The sequence below is a fragment of the Pseudomonas sp. 1912-s genome, assembly GCF_029269205.1.
Lineage (GTDB): Bacteria > Pseudomonadota > Gammaproteobacteria > Pseudomonadales > Pseudomonadaceae > Aquipseudomonas.
In genome coordinates, this window is the sequence record NZ_JARIXR010000006.1 from 9,746 (window position 1) to 35,039 (window position 25,294).

At 65.4% G+C, this 25,294-nt stretch carries 2 protein-coding genes; both read left to right on the forward strand.

Features of this window, described 5'->3' with window-relative positions:
- The first annotated feature begins 523 nt into the window (after positions 1-523).
- Complete coding sequence (locus tag P3C29_RS09365; RefSeq protein WP_275964374.1) at positions 524-13,444, forward strand: non-ribosomal peptide synthetase; 12,921 nt, start codon at positions 524-526, stop codon at positions 13,442-13,444.
- A complete protein-coding gene (locus P3C29_RS09370; protein WP_275964375.1) occupies positions 13,441-24,858 on the forward strand; it encodes a non-ribosomal peptide synthetase in 11,418 nt (3,805 codons plus the stop codon). The genes P3C29_RS09365 and P3C29_RS09370 overlap by 4 nt, the downstream gene beginning before the upstream one ends.
- Positions 24,859-25,294: the final 436 nt, after the last annotated feature.

A 25,294-nucleotide genomic window follows, 5' to 3' on the forward strand; every position in this document is an offset into this window, starting at 1 on the left:
TGTAGGCCGCTGTGCTCTTGATCTGCTTTTGATCTTGATCTTAGGCGCCCCGTTAAACCACGCTGGCCGAACGCAGGCTTTGGAGCGTGGGTAACCCGGCAGGACGCCGGGTTAGCCGCGCTGGGCCAAGGATGGCCCATCGCGGCGGCCCACGCTCCAAAGCCGGAGTGAGGGCACACCGAGCCTAGGCGAGGTGCCGAGTGGTGGGGCAAGAGCCTTTTGGTTACTTTTGGGCTCCTTTCAAAAGTGACCCGCTGTAAGAGCGGAACCGATATCAGCCATCACCCAAAAAACGGATATGCACGCTCCAATAAATACGAAAGTTCCCCAACGCCATCCCCTTTGTCCCCGCTTCCCATGTCACCCCCCACCCCCCGAATCCTCTAATTTCCCAACCCTGCGGGAAGCCTCCCGGCCTTTGACCGCGCCCGCGCTTTAAACCGGGCCTCCCAGGCACTTACGCGACAGCTGAAAACGGACTTTCTCCTCAACCGTATCCGACTCAAAAAAGCAGGTTACCCCCATGCAGTTCAGCAAATTATTGGCAGCTCTTTCCACCCACCCGATCCGCCTGCAAATGGAAGACGGCGACCTGATCATCCTGGGTGACGACGACGCGCTGGATGACGCCCTATGGGACCAACTGATCGCCCACAAACCCCAACTGCTCGACCTCGTCGCTCAACACGGCGGCGACTGGCTCAGCCCGGCCTATCGCATCACCCCGGCCATGCTGCCCCTGGTCAACCTCGACCAGCCGGCCATCGACCGCATCGTCGCCGGCATCCCCGGCGGTGCGGCAAATGTGCAAGACATTTACCCCCTGGCCCCGCTCCAGGAAGGCATGCTCTATCACCACTTGTCCGCCCACCAGGGCGACCCCTACGTGCTCCACGCGCAGTTCGTGTTCGACAGCCGCGCCCGTCTTGAAGCCTTCGCCGAGGCCCTGCAATGGGTTATCGACCGCCACGATATCCTGCGCACTTCGATGGCCTGGGAGCGCCTCGACGAACCCCTCCAGGTGGTCTGGCGCAAAGCCTCGCTGGTCTGCGAAGAAGCCCATCTCGACGGCGATGCACTGACCCAACTGCAAGCCCGCTACGACGCCCGTAATTACCGCATGGACCTCGGCCAGGCGCCGCTGCTGCGCCTGGTGTTTGCCGAAGACCCGCGCAACCAGCGGGTGGTCGCGATGCTGCTGTTTCACCACACCATCCTCGACCACACCGCCCTCGACGTGGTGCGCCGCGAGATCCAGCTGCACCTCGCCGGGCAGACCGAACAGGCCGGCGCACCGGTGCCGTTTCGCAACTACATCGCCCAGGTCCGCCACGGTGTCAGTGAGCAGGCCCACGAGGCATTCTTTCGCGAGATGCTCGCCGACATCGACGCGCCCACCTTGCCGTTCGGTCTCCAGGATGTGCAGGGCGATGGCCATGGCATCGATGAAACCCGCATCGCCGTCGACAGCGATCTGAGCCGTCGCCTGCGGGCCCAGGCAAGACCGTTGGGCGTCAGCCCGGCCAGTGTGATGCACCTGGCGTTGGCCCAGGTACTGGGCAAGGTCTCCGGCCGCGAAGCCGTGGTGTTTGGCAGTGTGATGCTCGGGCGCATGGGCGCAGGCGAGGGCTCCGATCAGGCCCTGGGCATGTTCATCAACACCTTGCCTCTACGGGTCGATGTGGGTGCGCAAAGCGTGCGCGACGGGGTGCAAACCACCCACAAGCGCCTGACCGAATTGCTCAACCACGAACACGCCTCGCTGGCACTGGCCCAACGTTGCAGCGGTGTGGCCGCACCCACGCCGTTGTTCAGTGCGATCCTCAACTATCGTCACAGCGATGCCTCGGACACTCAGGCCGTGATCGACATCGCCGAAGGCATCCAGGTGCTGGGCGCCGAAGAGCGCACCAACTACCCGCTGACGGTCAACGTCGATGACCTGGGCGAGGGCTTTGCCTTCACCGTGATGGTGGACGCCTCCATCGGCGCCGCGCGTGTTGCCGATTACCTGCACACCGCCCTGGTAAACCTGGTGCTGGCTCTGGAACAGACGCCAGACGCACCGCTGCACAGCCTGAGTATCCTGCCCGCCGCCGAACGCCAACACCTGCTGCACGGCCTCAACGCCGTTACCGGGGACTACGCCGATTCAGCCCTGATCCACCAGCAAGTCGAAGCCCATGCTGCCAGCCATCCCGAAGCCGTCGCGCTGCGTTTCGAGCACGAACGCCTGAGCTACCGTGAGCTGAACGAGCGCGCCAACCAGGTCGCGCACTGCCTGCTCAAGCACGGCATTCGCCCCGACGACCGGGTGGCGATCTGTGTCGAGCGTGGCCTGGAAATGATCATCGGCCTGTTGGGTATTCTCAAGGCTGGCGCGGGCTACGTGCCGATCGATCCGGCCTACCCGCTGGACCGCATCCGCTACACCCTGCAAGACAGCGCGCCGTTGGCGGTGCTGGTGCAGGACAATACCCTCCACCTGGTGGGCGACGTCACACCGATTGATCTCAACAGCCTGCAGCACGAGCCCATCGTTAACCCCAACGTCGCGCTCAGCCCGTCGAGCCTGGCCTATGTGATCTACACCTCGGGTTCTACCGGCCTGCCCAAGGGCGTGATGATCGAACACCGCAACGTCGCGCGGCTGTTCAGCGCCACCGAGCACTGGTTCACCTTCAACGCGAATGACACCTGGGCGCTGTTTCACTCGTTTGCCTTCGACTTCTCCGTGTGGGAAATCTGGGGTGCGTTGATGCACGGCGGGCAGTTGCTGGTGGTGCCGCAACTGGTCAGCCGCTCGCCGGACGAGTGCTATGCGCTGCTGTGCGAAGCCGGAGTGAGCATCCTCAACCAGACGCCGAGTGCGTTCCGCCAGTTGATCGCGGCGCAGGGCCGCAGCCAGCAGTTGCATTCGTTGCGCCAGGTGATTTTCGGCGGTGAAGCCCTGGAGCCGGGCATTCTCAAGCCGTGGTACGCCCGGGTGACCAACGCCGGTACGCGCCTGGTCAACATGTACGGCATCACTGAAACCACCGTGCACGTGACCTACCGTGCGTTGGAGGCGGCGGACGCACAGTTGGTGGGCGTGAGTCCGATTGGCGTGCGCATTCCCGACTTGCAGTTGTATGTGCTGGACGCCCGCCGCGAGCCGGTGCCGATGGGCGTGGTGGGTGAGTTGTACGTCGGCGGTGCCGGCGTGGCGCGGGGGTATCTCAACCGCGAAGAACTGACCGCCGAGCGCTTTCTGGCGGACCCGGCGACCGGCCAGCGCCTGTACAAGACCGGTGACCTCGGCCGCCTGCTGGCCGACGGCAGTGTCGAGTACCTGGGGCGCAACGATGACCAGGTGAAGATCCGTGGTTTCCGTATCGAACTGGGGGAGATCGAAGCGCGCCTGGCCACCTGTGACGGCGTGCGCGAAGCCGTGGTGATTGCCCGCGAAGACGAGCCGGGCGACCAGCGCCTGGTGGCGTACGTGATTGCCCAACAGGGCCGCACGCCCACTGCCGCCGAACTGCGGGATCATCTGCTGCAGTCCCTGGCCGAGTACATGGTACCCAGCGCCTTCGTGCTGCTGGACACGTTCCCGCTCACCACCAACGGCAAGCTCGACCGCAAGGCCTTGCCGGCACCCGACGCCGAAGCCCTGGCCCGTCGTGGTTACGAAGCGCCACAAGGCAGCGTGGAAACCGCGATTGCCAATCTGTGGCAAGACCTGCTGAAGGTCGACCGGGTCGGGCGCCAGGACAACTTTTTCGAGCTGGGCGGCCATTCGCTGCTGGCGGTCAAATTGATCGAACGCATGCGCCAGCTGGAACTGAGCGCCGATGTGCGGGTGCTGTTCGGCCAGCCAACGTTGGCTGCGCTGGCCGCTGCGGTAGGCGGGCAACATGAAGTGCAGGTGCCTGCCAACCTGATCAGTGAAGCGACCCAGCGCATCACCCCGGACATGCTGCCGCTGGTGGACCTGGACCAACCGGCCATCGACCATATCGTCGCCAGTGTCCCGGGCGGTATCGGCAATGTGCAGGACATCTACGGTCTGGCCCCGTTGCAGGCCGGCATTTTGTATCACCACCTGGCGACCACCGAGGGCGATCCCTACGTATTGCAGGTGCAGTTCAGCTTCAACGGTCAGGAGCCGGTCGAGGCGTTTATCCGTGCGCTGCAAAGCGTGATCGAACGCAACGACATCCTGCGCACCGGCATTGTCTGGGAAGGCCTGGACGAGCCGGTGCAGGTGGTGTTGCGCCAGGCGCTGCTGGTGGTGGAGCAGATTGAGGTCGACCCTTCCAGCGACGTGCTCGCGCAACTGCAACAGCGCTTCGACCCACGCCACTACCGCCTTGACCTGTCCCGCGCCTCGCTGATGCGCTTTGCCTACGCCGAGGATCAGGGCCGCCATGTCGGCATCCTGCTGCTGCACCACATCTTGCTGGACCACACCGCGCTGCACGTGCTGGTGGAAGAAATGAGCGCGAGCCTTGCCGGCCACACCGAGCAACTGCCGGACGCCGTGCAGTACCGCAACTACGTGGCCCAGGCACGCCTCGGTGTGAGCGCCGCGCAGCATGAGGCGTTCTTCAGCGAGATGCTCGGCGATATCGACGAGCCGACCCTGGCCTTCGGCTTGCAGGACGTGAACCGTGACGGCAGCGGTGTGCGGGAAGCGCACGTGCCGCTGGATCCGGCCCTCAGCCTGGGCCTGCGCGAGCAAGCGCGGCAGTTGGGTGTGAGCGCCGCGAGCCTGGTGCACCTGGCGTGGGCGCACGTGCTCGGCCAGGTGTCGGGCCAGGACGATGTGGTCTTCGGCACCGTGCTGCTGGGCCGCATGCAAGGCGGCGAGGGCGCCGACCGGGCGCTGGGGATGTTCATCAACACCCTGCCGCTGCGGGTCAGCGTCGGCCCGGTGGGTGTGCAGGCCGGCGTACGTGCCACCCATGCGCGGCTGGCGCAGTTGCTGGGGCACGAACATGCGTCCCTGTCCCTGGCCCAGCGTTGCAGTGGCGTGTCCGGTGCGTTGCCGCTGTTCAGCACCTTGCTCAATTACCGCCACAGCGCGCCGGGTGAAGCGCCGGGCGCCAGCCCGTTCGCCGACGCCGGGATCGAAATCCTCAGCTCCGAGGAGCGCAGCAACTACCCGCTGGTGCTCAACGTGGATGACCTGGGCACAGGCTTCGCCCTGACCGTACAAGGCGTGGCCGAGGTGGATGTGCAACGCGTCGGCGACTACATGCTCAGTGCCTTGCGCAACCTGGTGACGGCGCTGCAACAGGCGCCGACCACGCCGCTGCATCACGTGTCGATCCTGCCCGCCGCCGAGCGGCATCAAGTGCTGGTGGACTTCAACGCCACTGCCCGTGCCTACCCGGCTGCGCACACCGTGCACGGGATCTTCGAAGCCCAGGCCCTGACCAGTCCGGACGCGCTGGCGGTGGTGCACGGCCACGTGTCACTGACCTACCGCGAACTCAACCTGCGGGCCAATCGCCTGGCCCACTACCTGATCGATCAGGACGTAAAACCCGGCGACAGCGTGGTCATTGCGTTGCCGCGCTCCATGGATTTGCTGGTCAGCCAGTTGGCGGCCCTCAAGTGTGCGGCGGTCTACGTGCCGCTGGACGTCAATGCGCCGGACGAGCGCCAGGCTTTCATGGTGCAGGACAGCCATGCCAGGTACGTGCTGAATGACCTCGCCGCGCTGAACCTCGACACGCAGCCGACGCACAACCCGAACCTTGCCCAGTCTGCCGAAAGCGTCGCGTACATCATGTACACCTCCGGTTCTACCGGCGCGCCCAAGGGCGTGCAGGTGCCGCACCGCGCCGTGACCCGGTTGGTGATCAACAACGGCTACGCCGACTTCAATCACCGTGACCGGGTGGCCTTTGCCTCGAACCCGGCGTTCGATGCAAGCACCCTCGATGTGTGGGCGCCGCTGCTCAATGGTGGCTGCGTGGTGGTGGTCGAGCACGCCACGCTGCTGTCCCAGGCCGCGTTCGCCGCGTTGCTGCAGGAGCAATCCGTCAGCGTGTTGTGGATGACCGCCGGGCTGTTCCATCAGTACGCCGACGGCTTGATGCCGATGTTCCGCCAGTTGCGCTACCTGATCGTCGGCGGCGATGTGCTCGACCCGCAGGTGATCGGCCGGGTGCTTGAGCATGGCGCGCCGCAGCACCTGTTGAATGGTTACGGCCCCACCGAAGCCACGACGTTTTCCACCACGTACGAGATCAAGGCGCTGGGCAAGGGCGGCATTCCCATTGGTCGCCCCATTGGCAACAGCCGCGCCTACGTGCTGGACGCGCGGCAGCAGCCGGTGCCGTTGGGTGTGGTCGGCGAGCTGTACATCGGCGGGGCGGGCGTGGCCAAGGGGTACCTGAATCAGCCGCAACTGACCGGCGAGAAATTTATCGTCGACCCTTTCGGCGATGGCCTGCTGTACCGCACCGGCGACCTGGCCAGTTGGCAGGCGGACGGCACCTTGCTGTACCAGGGCCGCAATGACCATCAACTGAAAATCCGTGGTTTCCGGATCGAGCCCGGTGAGATCGAAAGCAGCCTGGCGGGCTTTCCCGGCGTGAAAGACACCGTGGTGCTGGCCCGTGAAGACGAGCCTGGCGACAAACGCCTGGTGGCTTACTACACCGCCCAGGCGCCGTTGGGCATTGATGCGTTGCGCGCACACCTGCAAAGCCGACTGCCGGATTACATGGTGCCGTCGGCCTATGTCTGGCTGGAGCTGTTGCCGCTGACGGCGAATGGCAAGCTGGACCGCAAGGGCTTGCCGGCGCCGGATCAGGCGTCGCTGCTCAGCCGTGGTTTCGAAGCACCCGAGGGCGAGGTGGAAACCCTGCTGGCGCAAATCTGGCAGGACGTACTGAAGGTTGAGCGCGTCGGGCGCTTTGATCACTTCTTTGAACTCGGCGGCCATTCCTTGCTGGCGGTGAGCCTGATCGAGCGTATGCGCCAGGCCGGCCTGAGCGCGGATGTACGGGTGTTGTTCAACCAGCCAAGCCTGGCGGCCCTGGCCGCGGCGGTGGGCAGTGGACGGGAAATTGCGGTGCCGGCCAATGGGATTGCGCCGGACTGCCAGCGCATCACGCCGTCGATGCTGACCCTGGTCACGCTCGACCAGCCGGCCATTGAGCGCATTGTGGCCACGGTGCCCGGCGGCGCGGCCAATGTGCAGGACATCTACCCGCTGGCACCGTTGCAGGAAGGCATTCTTTACCACCACATCAGCGCCGAACAGGGCGACCCTTATTTGCTGCAATCGCGCATGGCGTTTGACAGCGTCGAGCGTTTGCAGGCCTTTATGGGCGCGCTGCAAAAGGTCGTGGCGCGCCACGATATCCTGCGCACCGCCGTGGTGTGGGAAGGCCTGGACAGCCCGGTGCAAGTGGTCTGGCGCCATGCCGAGCTGGTGGTGCAGAACGTTGCGCTGGACCCGGCCGACGGCGACGTGATCGAACAACTGCATGCGCGCTTCGATGCCCGCCACTATCGCCTGGACCTCACCCAGGCGCCGCTGCTGCGCATGGTCTATGCGCAGGACCCGGCCAACCAACGCGTCGCAGCCATCCTGCTGTTCCATCACCTGGCGCTGGACCACACCGCCATGGAAGTGGTCGGCCAGGAAATGCGTGCGTTCCTGTTCAATCAGGCCGATGCATTGCCGGTTGCGGCACCGTTTCGTACCTACGTGGCTCAGGCCCGTCTGGGTATCAGCGCTCAGGAGCACGAACAATTCTTCCGGGAAATGCTCGCCGACATCGACGCGCCCACGCTGCCCTTTGGCGTGCAGGATGTGCAGGGCGATGGCCGGGACATTGAAGAGGCCGAACGGCCGGTGGACGCGGCATTGGCGCTGCGGGTTCGCGAGCAGGCCCGGCAACTGGGGGTCAGCGCTGCGAGCGTGATGCACCTGGCGTGGGCCCAGGTGCTCGGGCGGGTGTCGGGCCGTCAGGACGTGGTGTTTGGCACCGTCTTGATGGGCCGCATGCAAGCGGGCGAGGGCGCCGACCGGGCGTTGGGCATGTTCATCAACACCTTGCCGTTGCGGGTGGAAGTGGGTGCCAGTGCCGTACGCGTCGGGGTCAAGGCGACCCATGCCCGGCTCAGCGCACTGCTCGGCCATGAACATGCATCCCTGGCGCTGGCCCAACGTTGCAGCGGTGTGCCCGCCTCGATGCCGTTGTTCAGCGCCTTGCTCAACTACCGCCACAGCACCCCGGGTGAAATGGCCCGCGACGGCCAGGGTATCTGGGAAGGCGTGCAGTTGCTCGGCGGCGAAGAGCGCAGCAACTACCCGCTGACCTTGAGCGTGGACGACCTGGGCGCGGGCTTCGGCCTGACGGTGCTGGCCCTGGAGTCCATCGGTGCGCAGCGCTTGTGCGACTACATGCACAGCGCACTGGAGCAACTGGTGGCCGCCCTTGAGCAAACCCCGGAAATGCCGCTGAATCAGCTGTCGGTCCTGCCGGCCGCCGAACGCGAAATGCTGCTTCGCACCTTCAACGCCAGCGTGCGCAACTACCCGCAAGGGCAGACCCTGCACGGCGCCTTCGAAGCCCAGGCCGAACGCCGGCCGCACGCGATTGCGCTGATCCAGGACGGCCAGCCACTGACCTATCAGGCCCTCGACCAACGCGCCAACCAACTGGCCCATCATCTGCTGGGACTGGGTGTGCAGCCCGACGATCGCGTGGCGATCTGCTGCCGACGTGGCCCGCAGATGCTGGTGGGCCTGCTGGCGATCCTCAAGGCGGGCGCCGCCTACGTACCGGTCGACCCGGCTTACCCGGCCGAGCGCATCGCTTACCTGCTGCAAGACAGTGCCCCGGTCGCGGTACTGGCCGAGGAGAGCACCCGTGGCGTGCTCGGTGATGTCGCCATCGTCGACCTGCACGGCACTTACGCCAACGCGACCCGTCCCCACGTCGCCGGCCTGACCCCGGCGAATCTCGCCTACGTGATCTACACCTCCGGCTCCACCGGCCAGCCCAAAGGGGTGATGGTGGAGCATCGCACCGTGGAAAACCTGGTGCATTGGCACTGCGAAGCCTTTGACCTGCATGCCCACAGCCACACCAGCAGCGTGGCCGGGTTCGGTTTTGACGCGATGGCCTGGGAAGTCTGGCCGGCGTTGTGCATCGGCGCGACCCTGCACCTGCCCCCCGCCCATGTGGGCAATGAAAACATCGACGAACTGCTGGCCTGGTGGCTGGCGCAGCCGCTGGACGTGAGCTTCCTGCCCACGCCGGTGGCCGAGTACGCCTTCAGTCAGAACCTGGAGCACCCAAGCCTGCGCACCCTGTTGATCGGCGGTGATCGCTTGCGCCAGTTCAGTGTCGAGCGACGTTTTGCGGTGATCAACAACTACGGCCCCACCGAAGCCACGGTGGTCGCCACCTCTGGCCGCGTGCACGCCGGCCAGGCGCTGCACATCGGCAAGCCGATGGCCAATGCCACGGTGTACCTGCTCGATGAGCAACAGCGCCCGGTGCCGGTGGGCGTGGCCGGCGAGCTGTTTGTGGGCGGCAGCGGCGTGGCCCGCGGGTACTTGAACCGCCCGGAGATGACCGCCGAGCGCTTCCTCGACGACCCGTTCAACCCGGGCCGTATGTACCGCACCGGTGACCTGGCGCGCTGGCTGCCGGACGGCAACATCGAGTACCTGGGCCGCAACGATGACCAGGTAAAAGTCCGTGGTGTGCGCATCGAACTGGGAGAAATCGAAACCCGCCTGGCCGCCGTCGATGGCGTCAAGGACGCCGTGGTGCTGGTGCGTGACGGCCGGTTGGTGGCCTGGTTCACCGAACACACTCCGTTGGATATCGAAACCCTGCGCGCCGAGCTACATATCCAGTTGCCCGAGGCGATGGTGCCGGTGGCCTACGTAAAACTCGACAGCTGGCCGCTGACCGCCAACGGCAAGCTCGACCGCAAGGCCCTGCCGGCGCCGGATCAGGCCGCCATGCTCAGCCGGGACTACGAGGCACCGAGCGGCGAAGTCGAAACCACTTTGGCGCGGATCTGGGCCGAGGTGTTGCAGGTGGAGCAGGTCGGGCGCCATGACCATTTCTTTGAACTGGGCGGCCATTCGTTGCTGGCGGTGAGTTTGATCGAGCGCATGCGCCAGGTCGGGCTGAGCGCCGATGTGCGGGTGCTGTTCAGCCAGCCGACACTGGCCGCCCTGGCAGCCGCCGTGGGCAGTGGTCGGGAAGTGGTGGTGCCGGTGAATTCGATCCCGGCCGATTGCCAACGCATCACGCCGTCGATGCTGTCGCTGGTGGCGCTTGATCAGCCAACCATCGACCAGATCGTCGCCAGCGTGCCGGGTGGTGCGGCCAATGTGCAGGACATCTATCCGCTGGCGCCGTTGCAGGAAGGGATTTTCTATCACCACATCAGTGCTCAGCAGGGCGATCCGTACCTGCTGCAATCGCACCTGGCGTTTGACAGTGTCGAGCGTTTGCAGGCGTTTGCCCGGGCGTTGCAGTCGGTGATCAACCGCCACGATATCTTGCGTACCGGCGTGGTCTGGGAAGGTTTGCAACAGCCGCTGCAAGTGGTGTGGCGTGAGGCCAGGCTGTCGGTGCAGGCGGTACAGGTGGGCGCCGGTGATGTGCTCGCGCAGTTGCATCGCCAGTTTGATCCTCGCCACTACCGTGTACCGATGTCCGAGGCGCCGCTGGTTCGCCTGGTATACGCCGAAGACCCGCTGCAACAGCGGGTGGTGGCTATCTTGCTGTTCCACCATATCGCCCTCGACCACACGGCGCTGGACGGCGTGCGCCACGAGATGCAAGCCAGCCTGCTGGGCCTGCCCGGCATCACGGATGTGGCCACGCCGTACCGCAATTACGTGGCCCAGGCGCGCCTGGGTGTGAGTGAGCAGGAGCACGAAGCGTTCTTCCGCGAGATGCTGGGTGACATCCATGAGCCGACGCTGCCTTTCGGCCTTCAGGATGTGCAGGGCGATGGCAGTGCCATCGAGGAAGCCCGTGAAGGGTTATCGCCAGACTTGACCCGGCGTCTGCGGGCTCAGGCGCGGTTGCTCGGCGTCAGCACGGCCAGCCTGTTCCACCTGGCCTGGGCGCAGGTCCTGGCCTGCACGTCGAGCCAGGCCAGCGTGGTGTTTGGCACGGTGCTGCTGGGCCGGATGCAGGGCGGCAAAGGCAGCGACCGGGCGCTGGGGATGTTCATCAATACCTTGCCATTGCGGGTGGACGTCGGCGGCATCGGCGCGCGTGCGGCGGTAAAGGCCACCCATGGCCGACTGACCACGTTGCTGGGGCACGAGCATGCGTCCCTGGCACTGGCCCAGCGTTGCAGCGGTGTGGCGGCGCCATTGCCGTTGTTCAGCGCCATGCTCAACTATCGCCATAGCGACAGCCAGCAAGCCCCGGTATCGCCGGCCTGGCAGGGCATCGAAACCCTGGCCAGCGAGGAACGCACCAACTACCCGCTGACCCTGAACGTGGATGATCAGGGCGACGGTTTCCGGTTGACCGCGATGACTCCCGCGCAGATCGGCGCGCAGCGGATCTGCGGTTACATGCAGGCGGCGTTGCACGGCTTGGTCGAAGCGCTGGAGCGCGCCCCGCAACGGCCGCTGGATCAGCTGTCGATCCTGGGCCCGCAGGAGCGCGAGCAACTGCTGTCCGGGTTCAATGCGACCGAGGTTGCCTACAACCTCGATCAAACCCTTCACGGCCTGTTTGAAGCCCAGGTTGAACGCACGCCCGATGCACTGGCGGTGAAGGCGGGTGACCAACACCTGAGCTATCGCGAGCTGAACGAGCGGGCCAATCAGTTGGCCCATCATCTGCGTGATCAAGGCGTGCAGCCCGATTCGCGGGTGGCGATTTGCGTCGAGCGTGGCCTGGAGATGGTCGTCGGCCTGTTCGCCATTCTCAAGGCGGGCGGCGGTTATGTGCCGCTGGACCCGGCGTACCCGCTGGAGCGAATCGCCTACATGCTGCAAGACAGCGCCCCGGCGGCGGTGCTGGTGCAGGGTGACACCCGCTCGTTGTTGGGTGAGGTGACGGTGCCCGTGGTGGACCTGGGCCGGAACACCTGGCAGCACCAGCCTGCTTCCAACCCACAGGTTCCAGGGTTGACCGCGCAGCATCAGGCCTACGTGATCTACACCTCCGGCTCCACCGGCCAGCCCAAGGGCGTGATCAACGAGCACGCGGGGGTGGTCAACCGCCTGCTGTGGATGCAGGACGCCTACGGCCTGACCGCCCGCGACGCGGTCTTGCAGAAAACCCCGTTCAGTTTCGACGTGTCGGTGTGGGAGTTCTTCTGGCCCTTGTTCACCGGCGCGCGGTTGGTGATGGCGCGTCCCGGCGGGCACAAGGATCCGGCGTACCTGTGCGAAGTCATCGAGGCAGAACAGATCACCACCTTGCACTTCGTGCCGTCGATGCTCGATGTGTTCCTGGCCCATGGCGATGTCTCCCAGGGCGCGGGGCTGCTGCGGGTGATGTGCAGCGGTGAAGCCTTGCCGGGCAGCCTGGTGCGCCGCTTCAAGCAGCAGCTGCCAGGGATCGGTTTGTACAACCTCTATGGCCCGACGGAGGCGGCGGTGGACGTGACGGCGTGGAACTGCGCCAGGCCCGTGGTGCCCGACAACACCCCCATCGGCAAGCCGATTGCCAACACCCGCATGTACCTGCTGGACGCCCGCTTGCAGCCGGTGCCATTGGGGGTGGTGGGCGAGCTGTTCATCGGCGGCGTCCAGGTCGCCCGCGGCTACCTGCACCGCCCGGAGCTCACGGCTGAACGCTTCCTCAAGGACCCGTTCAGCGCCGGCCGCCTGTACCGCACCGGTGACATCGGGCGCTACCTGCCGGACGGCAATATCGAGTACCTGGGCCGCAACGACGACCAGGTGAAAATCCGTGGCCTGCGCATCGAACTGGGGGAAATCCAGGCACGCCTGACCGAATACCCGCAGGTCAACGAAGCGGCGGTATTGGCCCGGGACGAACGGCTGGTGGCGTATTACACCGGGGTGCAGGCCGATATCGAACACCTGCGGGCGCACCTGCTGGCGCGCTTGCCGGATTACATGGTGCCGGCGGTGTTTGTGCATCTGGAGGCCTTGCCCCTGAGCCCCAATGGCAAGCTCGACCGCAAGGCGCTGCCGGCGCCGGGTGTGGAGTCGCTGATCGTGCGTGAGTACGAGGCGCCGGTGGGCGACACCGAAATCTTGCTGGCGCGGCTGTGGGCCGAGCTGCTGAAGGTGGAACGGGTAGGGCGCTTTGACAACTTTTTTGAACTGGGCGGGCACTCGTTGCTGGCCGTCAGTTTGATTGGACGCTTGCGTCAGGAAGGCATGGAAGCCGATGTGCGGGGCCTGTTTGAACAGCCAACCCTGGCCGGCTACGCCGCAATTACCGAACGAATGGAGATCGTCCTGTGAGCATCATCGAACTGTTGGCGACACTCAAGGCCAAGGACGTGCAACTGGCGCTCAAGGGCGACCAGCTGTCGGTGCAGGGCAACAAACAGGCCCTGAGCGACCCGGCCCTGGTGGCCTCGCTGCGTGAACACAAGCCCGCGCTGATCGAGCTTATCCAGGCCGGCGAATACTCGGCCACCAAGGCCGGTGAAGTGGAGGTGCCGGCCAATGGCATTCCCGTGGGCGCCCAGCGAATTACCCCCGCGATGCTGACGCTGTCGAGCCTGAGCCAGGCCTCGATCGACCGGATCATCGAGACCGTCGACGGTGGCGTCGCCAACGTGCAAGACATCTACCCGCTGGCGCCGCTGCAGGAAGGCATTCTTTATCACCATGTGAGTGCCGGGCACGGCGACCCGTACATCATGCAGTCGCAGTTCGCCTTCGACAGCCTTGAGCGTTTCAAGGGGTTTGCCCAGGCGTTGCAGGGCGTGATGGACCGCCACGATATCCTGCGCACCGCCGTGATCTGGGAAGGTCTGGAGGAACCCTCGCAAGTGGTGTGGCGTACGGCCCGATTGCCCGTGCAGGTGATAGAGCTGAACCCTGCCGACGGTGATATCGCGGCCCAGTTGCATGCACTGTTTGATGGCCGGCATTACCGCCTGGACGTTACCCGTGCACCGCTGGTGCGGCTGGTCGGTGCGTGGGACGCAGCCCGCCAGCGCATGGTCGCCTTGCTGTTGTTCCACCACATGGCCCTGGACCATAGCGCGCTGGACGTGGTGCGTCACGAAATGCAGGCGTACTTGCAGGGCCGCGAGGATCAGTTGGGCCACGCGGTGCCGTTTCGCAACTACGTGGCCCAGGCGCGCCTGGGGATCACTGAACAGCAGCATGAAGCGTTCTTTCGCGAGATGCTCGGCGACATCACCGAGCCGACCCTGCCGTTTGGCTTGCAGGATGTGCAGGGCGACGGCCAGGATATTGCCGAAGTCGACTGGCCGTTGCCGCCGGTGCTCAACCAGCAACTGCGGGCCCAGGCGCGCCAGTTGGGGGTCAGCGCCGCCAGCCTGTTCCATGTGGGCTGGGCACAGGTGTTGAGCGCCTTGGCAGGCAAGGCGCAGGTGGTGTTCGGTACGGTGCTGATGGGCCGTATGCAGGGCGGTCATGCCACGGACCGGGCCCTGGGGATTTTTATCAATACCTTGCCGTTCCGGGTGGATGTCGGCACCGAGGATGTGCGCGCCGGGGTCAAGGCCACCCACGCCCGGCTGACCACTTTGCTGCGTCATGAGCATGCCGCCCTGGCCCTGGCCCAGCGTTGCAGTGGCGTGGCCGCGCCGACGCCGCTGTTCAGTGCGTTGCTCAACTACCGCCACAGCGGCGCGGGCACCAGCACTGAAGCGCAGCCAGCGTGGCAAGGCATCGAGATTTTAAGCTCCGAGGAGCGCACCAACTATCCGTTGACCCTGAGTGTGGATGATGTGGGGGACGGTTTTATCCTGCGCTTGCTGGCGAGCACCCAGGTTGATCCGCAGCGGGTGTGCGGTTATCTGCAAACCGCTTTGGAAAACCTGGTGCAGGCGCTGGAACAGGCGCCCGCCACCCCTCTGAACCGCCTGTCGGTGTTACCCGAGTCCGAGCGGCGGCACTTGCTGGAGCAGCTCAACGCCACAGCCGTCGACTTTCCTCAGGGCACCACCCTGCACGGGCGCATCGAAGCGCAAACCCTGCGGACCCCGGACGCGGTGGCTGCGGTGTATGAAGGCCGCCAGCTGACCTACGCCGAACTGAATCAACAAGCCAACCTGCTGGCCCATCATCTGCTGGCACTGGGGGTGAAACCCGACGACCGCGTGGCCATCGTGGCCCGGCGCGGGCTGGACACCCTGGCCGGGTTGCTGGCGATCCTCAAGTCCGGCGCCTGCTACGTGCCGGTGGATCCATCGCATCCGGCCGAGCGCCTGAGCTACCTGCTTAACGACAGCGCGCCGGTCGCGGTGCTGACCCAGCAGGCACTGCTGGAACGCCTGCCCGCGCTCGACGTGCCGGTGATCAACCTGGACCGCTTCACCTGGCATCACCATTCGGCCAGCAACCCGCACGTTGCGGTCACGCCGTCCAGCCTGGCCTACGTGATCTACACCTCCGGCTCCACCGGCCTGCCCAAGGGCGTGATGGTGGAGCACCACACGGTGGCCAACCTGGTGGACTGGCATTGCAGCGCGTTTGACCTGTGTGCAGGCCGGCATACCGCCAGCGTCGCCGGGTTCGGTTTTGACGCGATGGCCTGGGAAGTCTGGCCGGCCTTGTGTGTGGGCGCGACCTTGCACCTGCCGCCGGCCCACGACGGCGCCGAAGACATCGACGCGCTGCTGGACTGGTGGCGCGCGCAACCGCTGGACGTGTGCTTCCTGCCCACACCGGTGGCCGAATACGCGTTCAGCCAGAACATCGAACACCCGACCCTGCGCACCTTGCTGATTGGTGGCGACCGCCTGCGCCAGTTCACCCGGGCCCAGCGTTTCGAGGTGATCAACAACTACGGCCCCACCGAAGCCACGGTGGTTGCCACCTCCGGCCGGATCGAGCCCGGGCAGCCGTTGCACATCGGCAAACCCGTCGCCAATGCCACGGTTTACCTGCTGGACGAACAGCAGCGCCCGGTGCCGCTGGGGGTGGCCGGTGAGCTGTATGTGGGCGGCAAGGGCGTGGCGCGGGGTTACCTCAACCGCCCTGAGATGACTGCCGAACGCTTTCTGGATGACCCGTTCAGCCCGGGCCGCCTGTACCGCACCGGCGACCTTGCGCGCTGGTTGCCGGACGGCAATATCGAGTACCTGGGCCGCAACGACGACCAGGTGAAAATCCGTGGTGTGCGCATCGAGCTGGGGGAGATCGAAACCCGCCTCAACCAGTTGCCCGGTCTCCAGGAAGTGGTGGTACTGGCCCGTGAAGACCAACCCGGCCAGCCACGGCTGGTGGCTTACTTCACCGAAAATCCGCAGTTCGAGGCCCTTGAGGTGGGCGAGATTCGTGCCCATCTGGTGGCGCACTTGCCGGATTACATGGTCCCGGTGGCCTACGTAAAACTCGACGCATTGCCCCTGACCGCCAACGGCAAGCTGGACCGCAAGGCCTTGCCAAAACCGGACCTGGCTGCCGTCTTCACCCGCGAATACGAGGCGCCCCACGGCGACATCGAAACCGTCCTCGCGCAGATCTGGGCCGAGGTGCTGCAGGTGCAGCGCGTCGGGCGCCAGGATCATTTCTTCGAACTGGGCGGCCATTCGTTGTTGGCCATGCGCATGGTGTCCCAGGTGCGTCAGCAACTGGGAGTCGACCTGGCGCTGGGCGAGTTGTTCGCCAATCCCGAGCTGGCAGCGGTCGCGCAGGTCTTGGCCCAGTCCGGGCGCAGCACTTTGCCGGATATCCTGCCGGCACCTCGCGACACGGTCCTGCCGTTGTCGTTTGCCCAGCAACGCCTGTGGTTTCTGGCGCTGATGGAAGGGGCCAACACCGCCTACAACATCCCCATTGGCCTGCGCCTGCGCGGGCAGTTGCATGTCGAGGCGCTGCAACGGGCTTTGGCGCGGATCGTCGCGCGGCATGAGACCTTGCGCAGCCGTTTCGCCCAGCAGGACGATGACGCCCAGGTGCTGATCGTGCCGCCTGAAGAGGTGATGCCCCTGCAAGTGCAGGACCTGCGTCGTCACCCCGAAGCGCAACAAGTGCTGGACGCGTTGATCCAGGGCGAAGCCTCGGCACCGTTCGACCTGCAACGCGGCCCGCTGCTGCGTGGGCGCCTGGTGATCATGGCGGACGATCATCACGTGTTGCTGCTGACAATCCACCATATCGTGTCCGATGGCTGGTCCATGGGCGTACTGACGCGCGAGCTGATGGCGTTGTATCAGGCCTTCAGTCGCGGTGAAGCCGACCCGTTGCCGCCGTTGCCGATCCAGTACAGCGACTTCGCCGTATGGCAGCGCCTGTGGCTCAGCGGCGAAGTGCTGCACCGCCAAAGCAGCTACTGGCAACAGACCCTGGCCGGTGCGCCGGCCTTGTTGATGTTGCCCACCGACCGTCCGCGTCCGGCCCAGCAGGATTACGCCGGCAGCACTGTCGAGGTGCGCCTGGATGAACGCCTGACCGCCGGGCTCAAGGCCCTGAGTCAGCGCCATGGCACCACGCTGTACAGGGTGATGATGACCGCGTGGGCCTCGTTGCTGGCGCGGCTCGCCGGGCAGCAGGAAGTGGTGATCGGCTCGCCGGTCGCCAACCGCCAGCGGGCCGAGGTGGAAGGTTTGATCGGGCTGTTCGTCAACACCCTGGCCGTGCGTATTGATACCTCGGGCGAGCTGAGTGCCGAGGCGCTGCTGGCGCGGGTCAAGGCGCTGACCCTGGACGCCCAGGCCCATCAGGACTTGCCGTTTGAACAGGTGGTGGAAATCACCCGGCCGCTGCGCAGCCTGGCCCATAGCCCGCTGTTCCAGACGATGTTGACCTGGCAGGACAGCGACGCGCCGGTACTGGCCCTCGGCGATTTGAGTCTTGAAGGGATCGTGGAGGACAGCCACTTTGCCAAGTTCGACCTGTCCCTGAACCTCGGCGAGGCCCGGGGCGAAATCCGCGGCACGCTGGAGTACGCGATCGCGTTGTTTGATGAGTCGACGATGCAGCGTTATGTCGGCTACTTCACCCGTGTGCTGCAGGCGATGGTCGATAACGATCAGGCGGTGCTGGAGCACGCGGATTTGCTGGAGGATCAGGAGCGCGAGCACCTGTTGTTCGACTTCAACGACACCGCCGTGAATTACAACCTCGACCAGACCCTGCACGGTATGTTCGAAGCCCAGGTGGAGCGCACGCCCGATGCGCTGGCGGTGAAGGCGGGCACCCGCTGCCTGAGCTATCGCGAGCTGAATCAGCGCGCCAATCAGCTGGCCCATCACCTGCGCGAGCTGGGCGTACAGCCGGATTCGCGGGTGGCGATCTGCGTCGAACGCGGCCTGGAGATGGTCATCGGGCTGTTCGCGATTCTCAAGGCGGGCGGTGGTTATGTGCCGCTGGACCCGGCGTACCCGCTGGAACGTATCGCCTACATGCTCAAGGACAGCGCCCCGGCCGCCGTGCTGGTGCAGGGCAACACCCGTTCGCTGCTGGGTGAGGTGACGGTGCCCGTGGTGGACCTGGACCGGACCACCTGGCAGCAACAGCCGGTGACCAACCCGCAGGTCGACGGATTGACCGCGCAGCATCAGGCTTACGTGATCTACACCTCCGGCTCCACGGGCCTGCCCAAGGGCGTGATCAACGAGCATGGCGGGGTGGTCAACCGTTTGCTGTGGATGCAGGACGAGTACGGGCTCACCGCGCAGGACGCGGTGTTGCAGAAAACCCCGTTCAGCTTTGACGTGTCGGTGTGGGAATTCTTCTGGCCGCTGTTCACCGGCGCCCGATTGGTGATGGCGCGCCCTGGCGGGCATAAAGACCCGGCTTACCTGTGTGAGGTGATCGAGGCGGAGCAGATCACCACGCTGCACTTTGTGCCGTCGATGCTCGACGTGTTCCTGGCCCACGGTGATGTCAGCCAGAGTGCCGGGCTGGTGCGGGTGATGTGCAGCGGTGAAGCCTTGCCCGGCAGCCTGGTGCGCCGCTTTAAACAGCAGTTGCCCGGCATCGGTTTGTACAACCTCTACGGCCCGACTGAAGCGGCAGTGGACGTGACGGCGTGGGACTGCACCGGGCCCGTTACACCGGACAACACCCCCATCGGCAAACCGATTGCCAACACCCGCATGTACCTGCTGGACGGGCAGATGCAGCCGGTGCCATTGGGCGTGGTGGGCGAGTTGTTTATCGGCGGTGTGCAAGTGGCGCGGGGTTACCTGCACCGTCCCGAACTCACCGCCGAACGCTTCCTCAAAGACCCGTTCAGTGCCGGCCGGATGTACCGCACTGGCGACGTCGGGCGCTATTTGCCCGACGGCGCCATCGAGTACCTGGGCCGCAATGATGACCAGGTAAAAATCCGTGGCTTGCGCATCGAACTGGGCGAGATCCAGGCGCGACTGCTGCAATACCCGCAACTCCACGAAGCCGCGGTGGTGGCCCGGGATTCACGCCTGGTGGCGTACTACACCGGCGTGCAGGCCGACATCGACGCCCTGCGCAGCCACCTGCTGGAACACCTGCCGGACTACATGGTGCCGGCGACCTTCATGCACCTGGATGCCTTGCCGCTGAGCCCCAATGGCAAGCTCGACCGCAAGGCACTGCCGGCGCCGGGCCTGGAGTCGGTGATCGCCCGGGAGTACGTGGCGCCGGTGGGCGAGACCGAAATCACCCTGGCCGGCCTGTGGGCGGACTTGCTCAAGGTGGAGCGGGTGGGCCGTCACGATAACTTCTTCGAACTCGGCGGCCACTCGCTGCTGGCCGCCAGCCTGATCGGCCGCATGCGCCGGGCCGGGCTGTCGGCGGATGTGAAGGTGTTGTTTGGTCAGCCTACGCTGGCGGCGTTGGCCGCTGCGGTGGGCGGTGGCCGTGAAGTGGCGGTGCCAGCCAATGGCATTACGGCGGATTGCACGCGGATCACCCCGCAGATGCTGACGCTGGTGAGCCTGGAACAACCCGCCATCGACCGCCTGGTGGCGAGCATTCCCGGCGGCGCGGCCAACGTACAGGACATCTACCCGCTTGCGCCGTTGCAGGCCGGGATCCTGTACCACCACCGCGCAGTGCAGCAGGGCGATGCGTACCTGTTGCAGGCGCAGTTCGCCTTTGCCAGCGTCGAGCGCCTTGAAGCGTTTGCCCAGGCGTTGCAGGCGGTGATCCAGCGCCAGGACATCTTGCGCTCGTCGATGCACTGGGACGGGCTGGAAGAACCGGTGCAAGTGGTATGGCGCCAGGCGTCGTTGCAGGTCGAGGCGATTGACGCGGCGGGCGATGTGCTGGGGCATTTGCAGGAGCGCTTCGCTCAGCATCGGCTGGACCTGGCCCAGGCACCGTTGATACGCCTGGTGTACGCCGAGGACCCGGCCAACCAACGGGTGGTCGCGTTGTTGCTGTTCCATCATGTGGTGATGGACCACGTTGCCCTGGAAGTGCTGCAGCACGAAATGCAAGCCTGCTTGCTGGGCCGGTGCGAGCAGCTGGGGGCGGCGGTGCCGTATCGCAACTATGTGGCGCAGACGCGACTGGGCATGCGTGAGGAAGAGCACGAAGCGTTCTTCCGCGAAATGCTCGGTGATATTGATGAACCGACCTTGCCACTCAACGCCGCGGATGAACCGAAGCATGCACGCCTGAGCGTCGACTCGCTGTTGAGCCAGCGCCTGCGTACTTTGGTGCGTCATCTGGGGGTGAGTGCTGCGAGCCTGATGCACCTGGCCTGGGCTCAGGTGTTGGGCAAGGTTTCCGGGCGCGAGCAGGTGGTGTTCGGCACGGTATTGCTGGGCCGGTTACAGGGGGGTGAAGGGGCCGAACGCGCGCTGGGGGTGTTCATCAACACCCTGCCGCTGCGGGTCGATCTGGGTGAGCGCCGCGTGCAATCGGCGCTGATGGCGACCCACGCGAGCCTGACCCAACTGCTCAGTCACGAACATGCGCCGTTGACCCTGGCCCAGCGTTGCAGCGCGCTGCCGGCCAATACGCCGCTGTTCAGCGTGCTGTTCAACTATCGCCACAGTGCACCGCACGCCGGCGGTGAGGCCGAGGCCTGGCAGGGCATGCAAGTGCTCAAGGCCGAGGAACGTACCAACTTTGCACTGTCGCTGAGTGTGGATGACCTGGGCGACGGGTTTGCCTTTGACGCGATGGGGCAGGGCGCGCCACGCCTCTGTGAGTACCTGCATGTCGCCCTGGAACAGCTGGTGCAGGCCCTGGAACAGAACGCCGTGGGTGCGATCAGCCAACTGTCGATTCTGCCGTCGTCGGAGCAGGAAAAGCTGCGGGTGGCATTCAATGCCACCCAACGTGAATGCCCTCACGAGCACACCGTTCAACGCTTGTTCGAAGCCCAGGCCCAGGCGCGCCCGAACGCCATCGCCGTGGTGCATGGCGAGCACGCCTTGAGTTACGGCGCGCTCAACACCCGCGCCAATCAGTTGGCCCATCACCTGCGCACCCAGGGCGTGCAGCCCGGCGACCACGTGGCCCTGCTGCTGCCGCGCTCGGTTGACCTGCTGCTCAGCCAACTGGCGATCCTCAAGTGCGCAGCCGCCTATGTGCCGCTGGACATCAACGCCCCGGCCGAACGCCAGGCGTTTATGGTGCAGGACAGCGGCGCGGTCTGGCTGTTGACCCACAGCCGTGAGTCCATTGATTACCCGGCACGGCGTATCGACCTCGACACCCTGGCGCTGGACCCGCAACCGAGCCACAACCCCGACCTGTCACAGTCCTCTGAGCGCGTGGCGTACATCATGTACACCTCCGGTTCCACCGGCACCCCCAAAGGCGTGCTGGTGCCACACCGGGGCATCACGCGGCTGGTGATCAATAACGGCTACGCCGATTTCAACGCCCATGACCGTGTGGCGTTCGCCTCCAACCCGGCGTTCGACGCGAGCACCATGGACGTGTGGGGGCCCTTGCTCAACGGCGGCCAGGTGCGGGTGATCGACCATGCCACGCTGCTCGATCCAGGCGCTTTTGGTCGCGCGCTGAAGGCGGGCGGGGCGACGATCCTGTTCGTCACCACCGCGCTGTTCAACCAGTACGTGCAGCTGATTCCCGACGCCCTGGCCGGGCTGCGCATCCTCTTGTGTGGCGGCGAGCGGGCTGACCCGGCGGCGTTCCGCAGCTTGCTGGCCCAGGCGCCGGCGGTGCGTCTGGTGCACTGCTACGGGCCGACGGAAACCACCACCTACGCCACCACGTATGAAGTGCAGGCCCTCGCCGCCGATGCCGAAAGCGTGCCCATAGGCCGGCCGATTTCCAATACGCAAATCCATGTACTGGATGCGCACTTGCAGCCGGTACCGCTGGGTGTGGCCGGGGAAATCTGCATCGGTGGGCACGGCGTGGCCAAGGGGTACCTGAACCGGCCTGAGCTGACGGCCGAAAAGTTTGTCGATGACCCGTTTGGCGAGGGTTTGCTGTACCGCACCGGTGACCTGGGGCGCTGGTCGACGGACGGGCTGCTGGAGTGCATCGGGCGTAACGACGACCAGGTGAAAATCCGTGGTTTCCGCATCGAGTTGGGCGAAATCGAAGCACGCCTGGCGACCTGCGTGGGCATCAAGGAGGTGGTGGTGCTGGCGCGGGAGGATGAACCGGGGGACAAGCGCCTGGTGGCGTATTACACCGGCGAGCCGCAGGCCATCGATGTGCTGCGCAGCCACCTGCTGCAGCACTTGCCGGACTACATGGTGCCGTCGGCCTATGTCGCGTTGGAAAAAATGCCGCTGACGGCCAACGGCAAAGTCGACCGCAAGGCCCTGCCGGTGCCCGCGCTGGAGGCGCTGGCCAGCCGCGTATTCGAAGCCCCGGCGAATGAGCTGGAGCAGACCCTGGCCCGACTCTGGGCCGAGGTGTTGAGGCTGGAACAGGTCGGTCGGCATGACAGTTTCTTTGAGCTGGGTGGGCATTCGTTGCTGGCGATTCGGCTGGTCAGCCTGATGGAAGAGGCGGGGCTGGCGGTGTCGCTGGCAGAGCTGTTCCAGCATGCCAGCGTGGCCTCGGTGGCCTCGATGCTCGGCCAGCGCACAGTGTGGGCGCAGGACAGCGCGCTGATCACCGTGCGCGCCGGCGGCAGCCAGCCACCGTTGTTCCTGGTGCATGAGTTCAGCGGCATGGACGTGTACTTCCCGGCGCTGGGTCGGCATCTTCCGGGTGACTACCCGATCTACGGCTTGCCCGGCGCGCCCCTTGGCGAGGCGCAGTTGCAGACCATGGAAGGGCTGGCGGCGCGGCTGGTGGGGATCATTCGTTCGGTGCAACCCCATGGGCCGTATCGCCTGGCGGGTTGGTCGTTCGGCGGGGTGTTGGCCTATGAAGTGGCGATGCAACTGCAGGGGCTGGACGAGCCGGTGGCGTTCCTTGGGTTGATCGACAGCTATGTGCCGCGCATGACCGACCAGGGCAAAGCGCGCTGGGCCGGGCCGGATGCCCTCAAGCGGCATTTGCTGCTGCAGTGCACGGCGTATTGGAAGGCACAGGGAGGTGTGGATGAACTGGCGAGCCTTGGGCAACTGGACGCGGAAATTGGACAGCTGGACTTTGCGGGCTTGCTGCAACGTTGCCGCGATCGGCATCTGCTGTACGCGCAGATGGCGGCGGCAACGGACGCGGATCTATTGAATTTTATCGAGCGGGAAGTCGGGCACGGGCATGCGTTGGCGCATTACAGCCTGTTCCCGATGTCACTGGCGGTGCACCTGTTCAGCGCTGCCGAGCGGCCGACGGAACTGTCGCGGCGCAGCCTGGATCTGGGTTGGGATCAGGCGCTGGCCGTGGGCCAATTGCGCCGCATTGAGGTACCGGGGGATCACCAGAGCATGATGCAGGCGCCGCATATCCAGGCGCTGGGGCAGGCGTTGGGCGAGGCCCTGGCGTTGAGTGAGGCACCGGGTGTGGTGGTGCACCAGCCGTTGTTGCGGATCCAGGGCGGGCGCACCGGGCAGGCACCGATCTTCTGCGTGCCGGGAGCGGGGGACAGCGTGACCGGGTTTGTGGGCCTGACCGAGGCGTTGGGCCGGGACTGGCCGGTCTTTGGTTTGCAGCCGCGCGGGTTGGATGGGGAGGCGGTGCCTCACAGCCAGGTCGAGGCGGCGGCGCGTTGTTATTTGCAGGCGCTGGAGCAGGAGTGCCCGCAGGGGCCGGTGCATTTGGTCGGGCATTCGTTTGGCGGTTGGGTGGTGTTTGAGATGGCCACACGGTTGCAGGCCCAGGGGCGTGAGGTGGCGTCGTTGACGTTGATCGACAGCGAGGCGCCCGGGGGAAATGGGGTGGTGGGCAGGCCCTATACCACGACGGCGGCGTTGTTGCGGTTGGTGGAGTCGATGCAGATCGCGTCGGGTAAGTCGCTGGGGATTGATGCGGTGGATTTTGCCGGGCGCGATGAAGTGGAGCAGCGGCGGTTGTTGCATGGGGGGATGGTCGGGGTTGGGCTGTTGCCGGCGCGGTCTTCGGTGGACGCGATGGATGGGCCGGCGCGGACGTATGCCTCGGCGTTGCGTACGGTTTATCGGCCTGTCCGGCGGTATGACGGGCCGGTGCGGCTGGTGTTGGCGGAGGATCCGACCCTGGATGCGGCGGGGAATCTGCGGGAGCAGGGGTTGATGGTTGAGGGGTGGCGCGGGCATGTTGGGGGGTTGGAGGTTTGGTATGGGCCCGGGAATCATTTTTCGCTGCTCAAGGCGCCGAATGTGTTGAGTTTGGCGGCTTGGTGGCGGGATGGGGTTTTTGTTGGGGAGCGGGTTTTGTGAGTGTACATATCCGTTTCTGCGGTAACGGCCACTTAGGGTTCCGCTCTTACAGCGGGTCACTTTGGAAAAGCCCCAAAGTAACCAAAGGGCTCTGCCCCGCCTGTCGGCGCCTCGCTGTGGCTCGGCGTTCCCTCACTCCGGCATTGCTCCGCGGGCCGCCGCGACGGCCCGTCCCTGGCCCGTCGCGGCTAAACCGGCGTCCTGCCGGTTTACCCGCTCCTCAATCCCTGCGTTCGGCCTCGGGCTTATTGGGGCAGTCAGATCAAGATCAAAATCTACAGCACAGCGGCCTACAGGCCGGCTTGAGTGGTAGGAGCAAAGGCAAGAGCGGCTTTTTTGTAGGAGCTGGCTTGCCGGCGATGCAGACACCTCAGTGCATCAGGCAGACCCATTTGATGCCATCGCTGGCAAGCCAGCTCCTACAGGTGACCGTGCC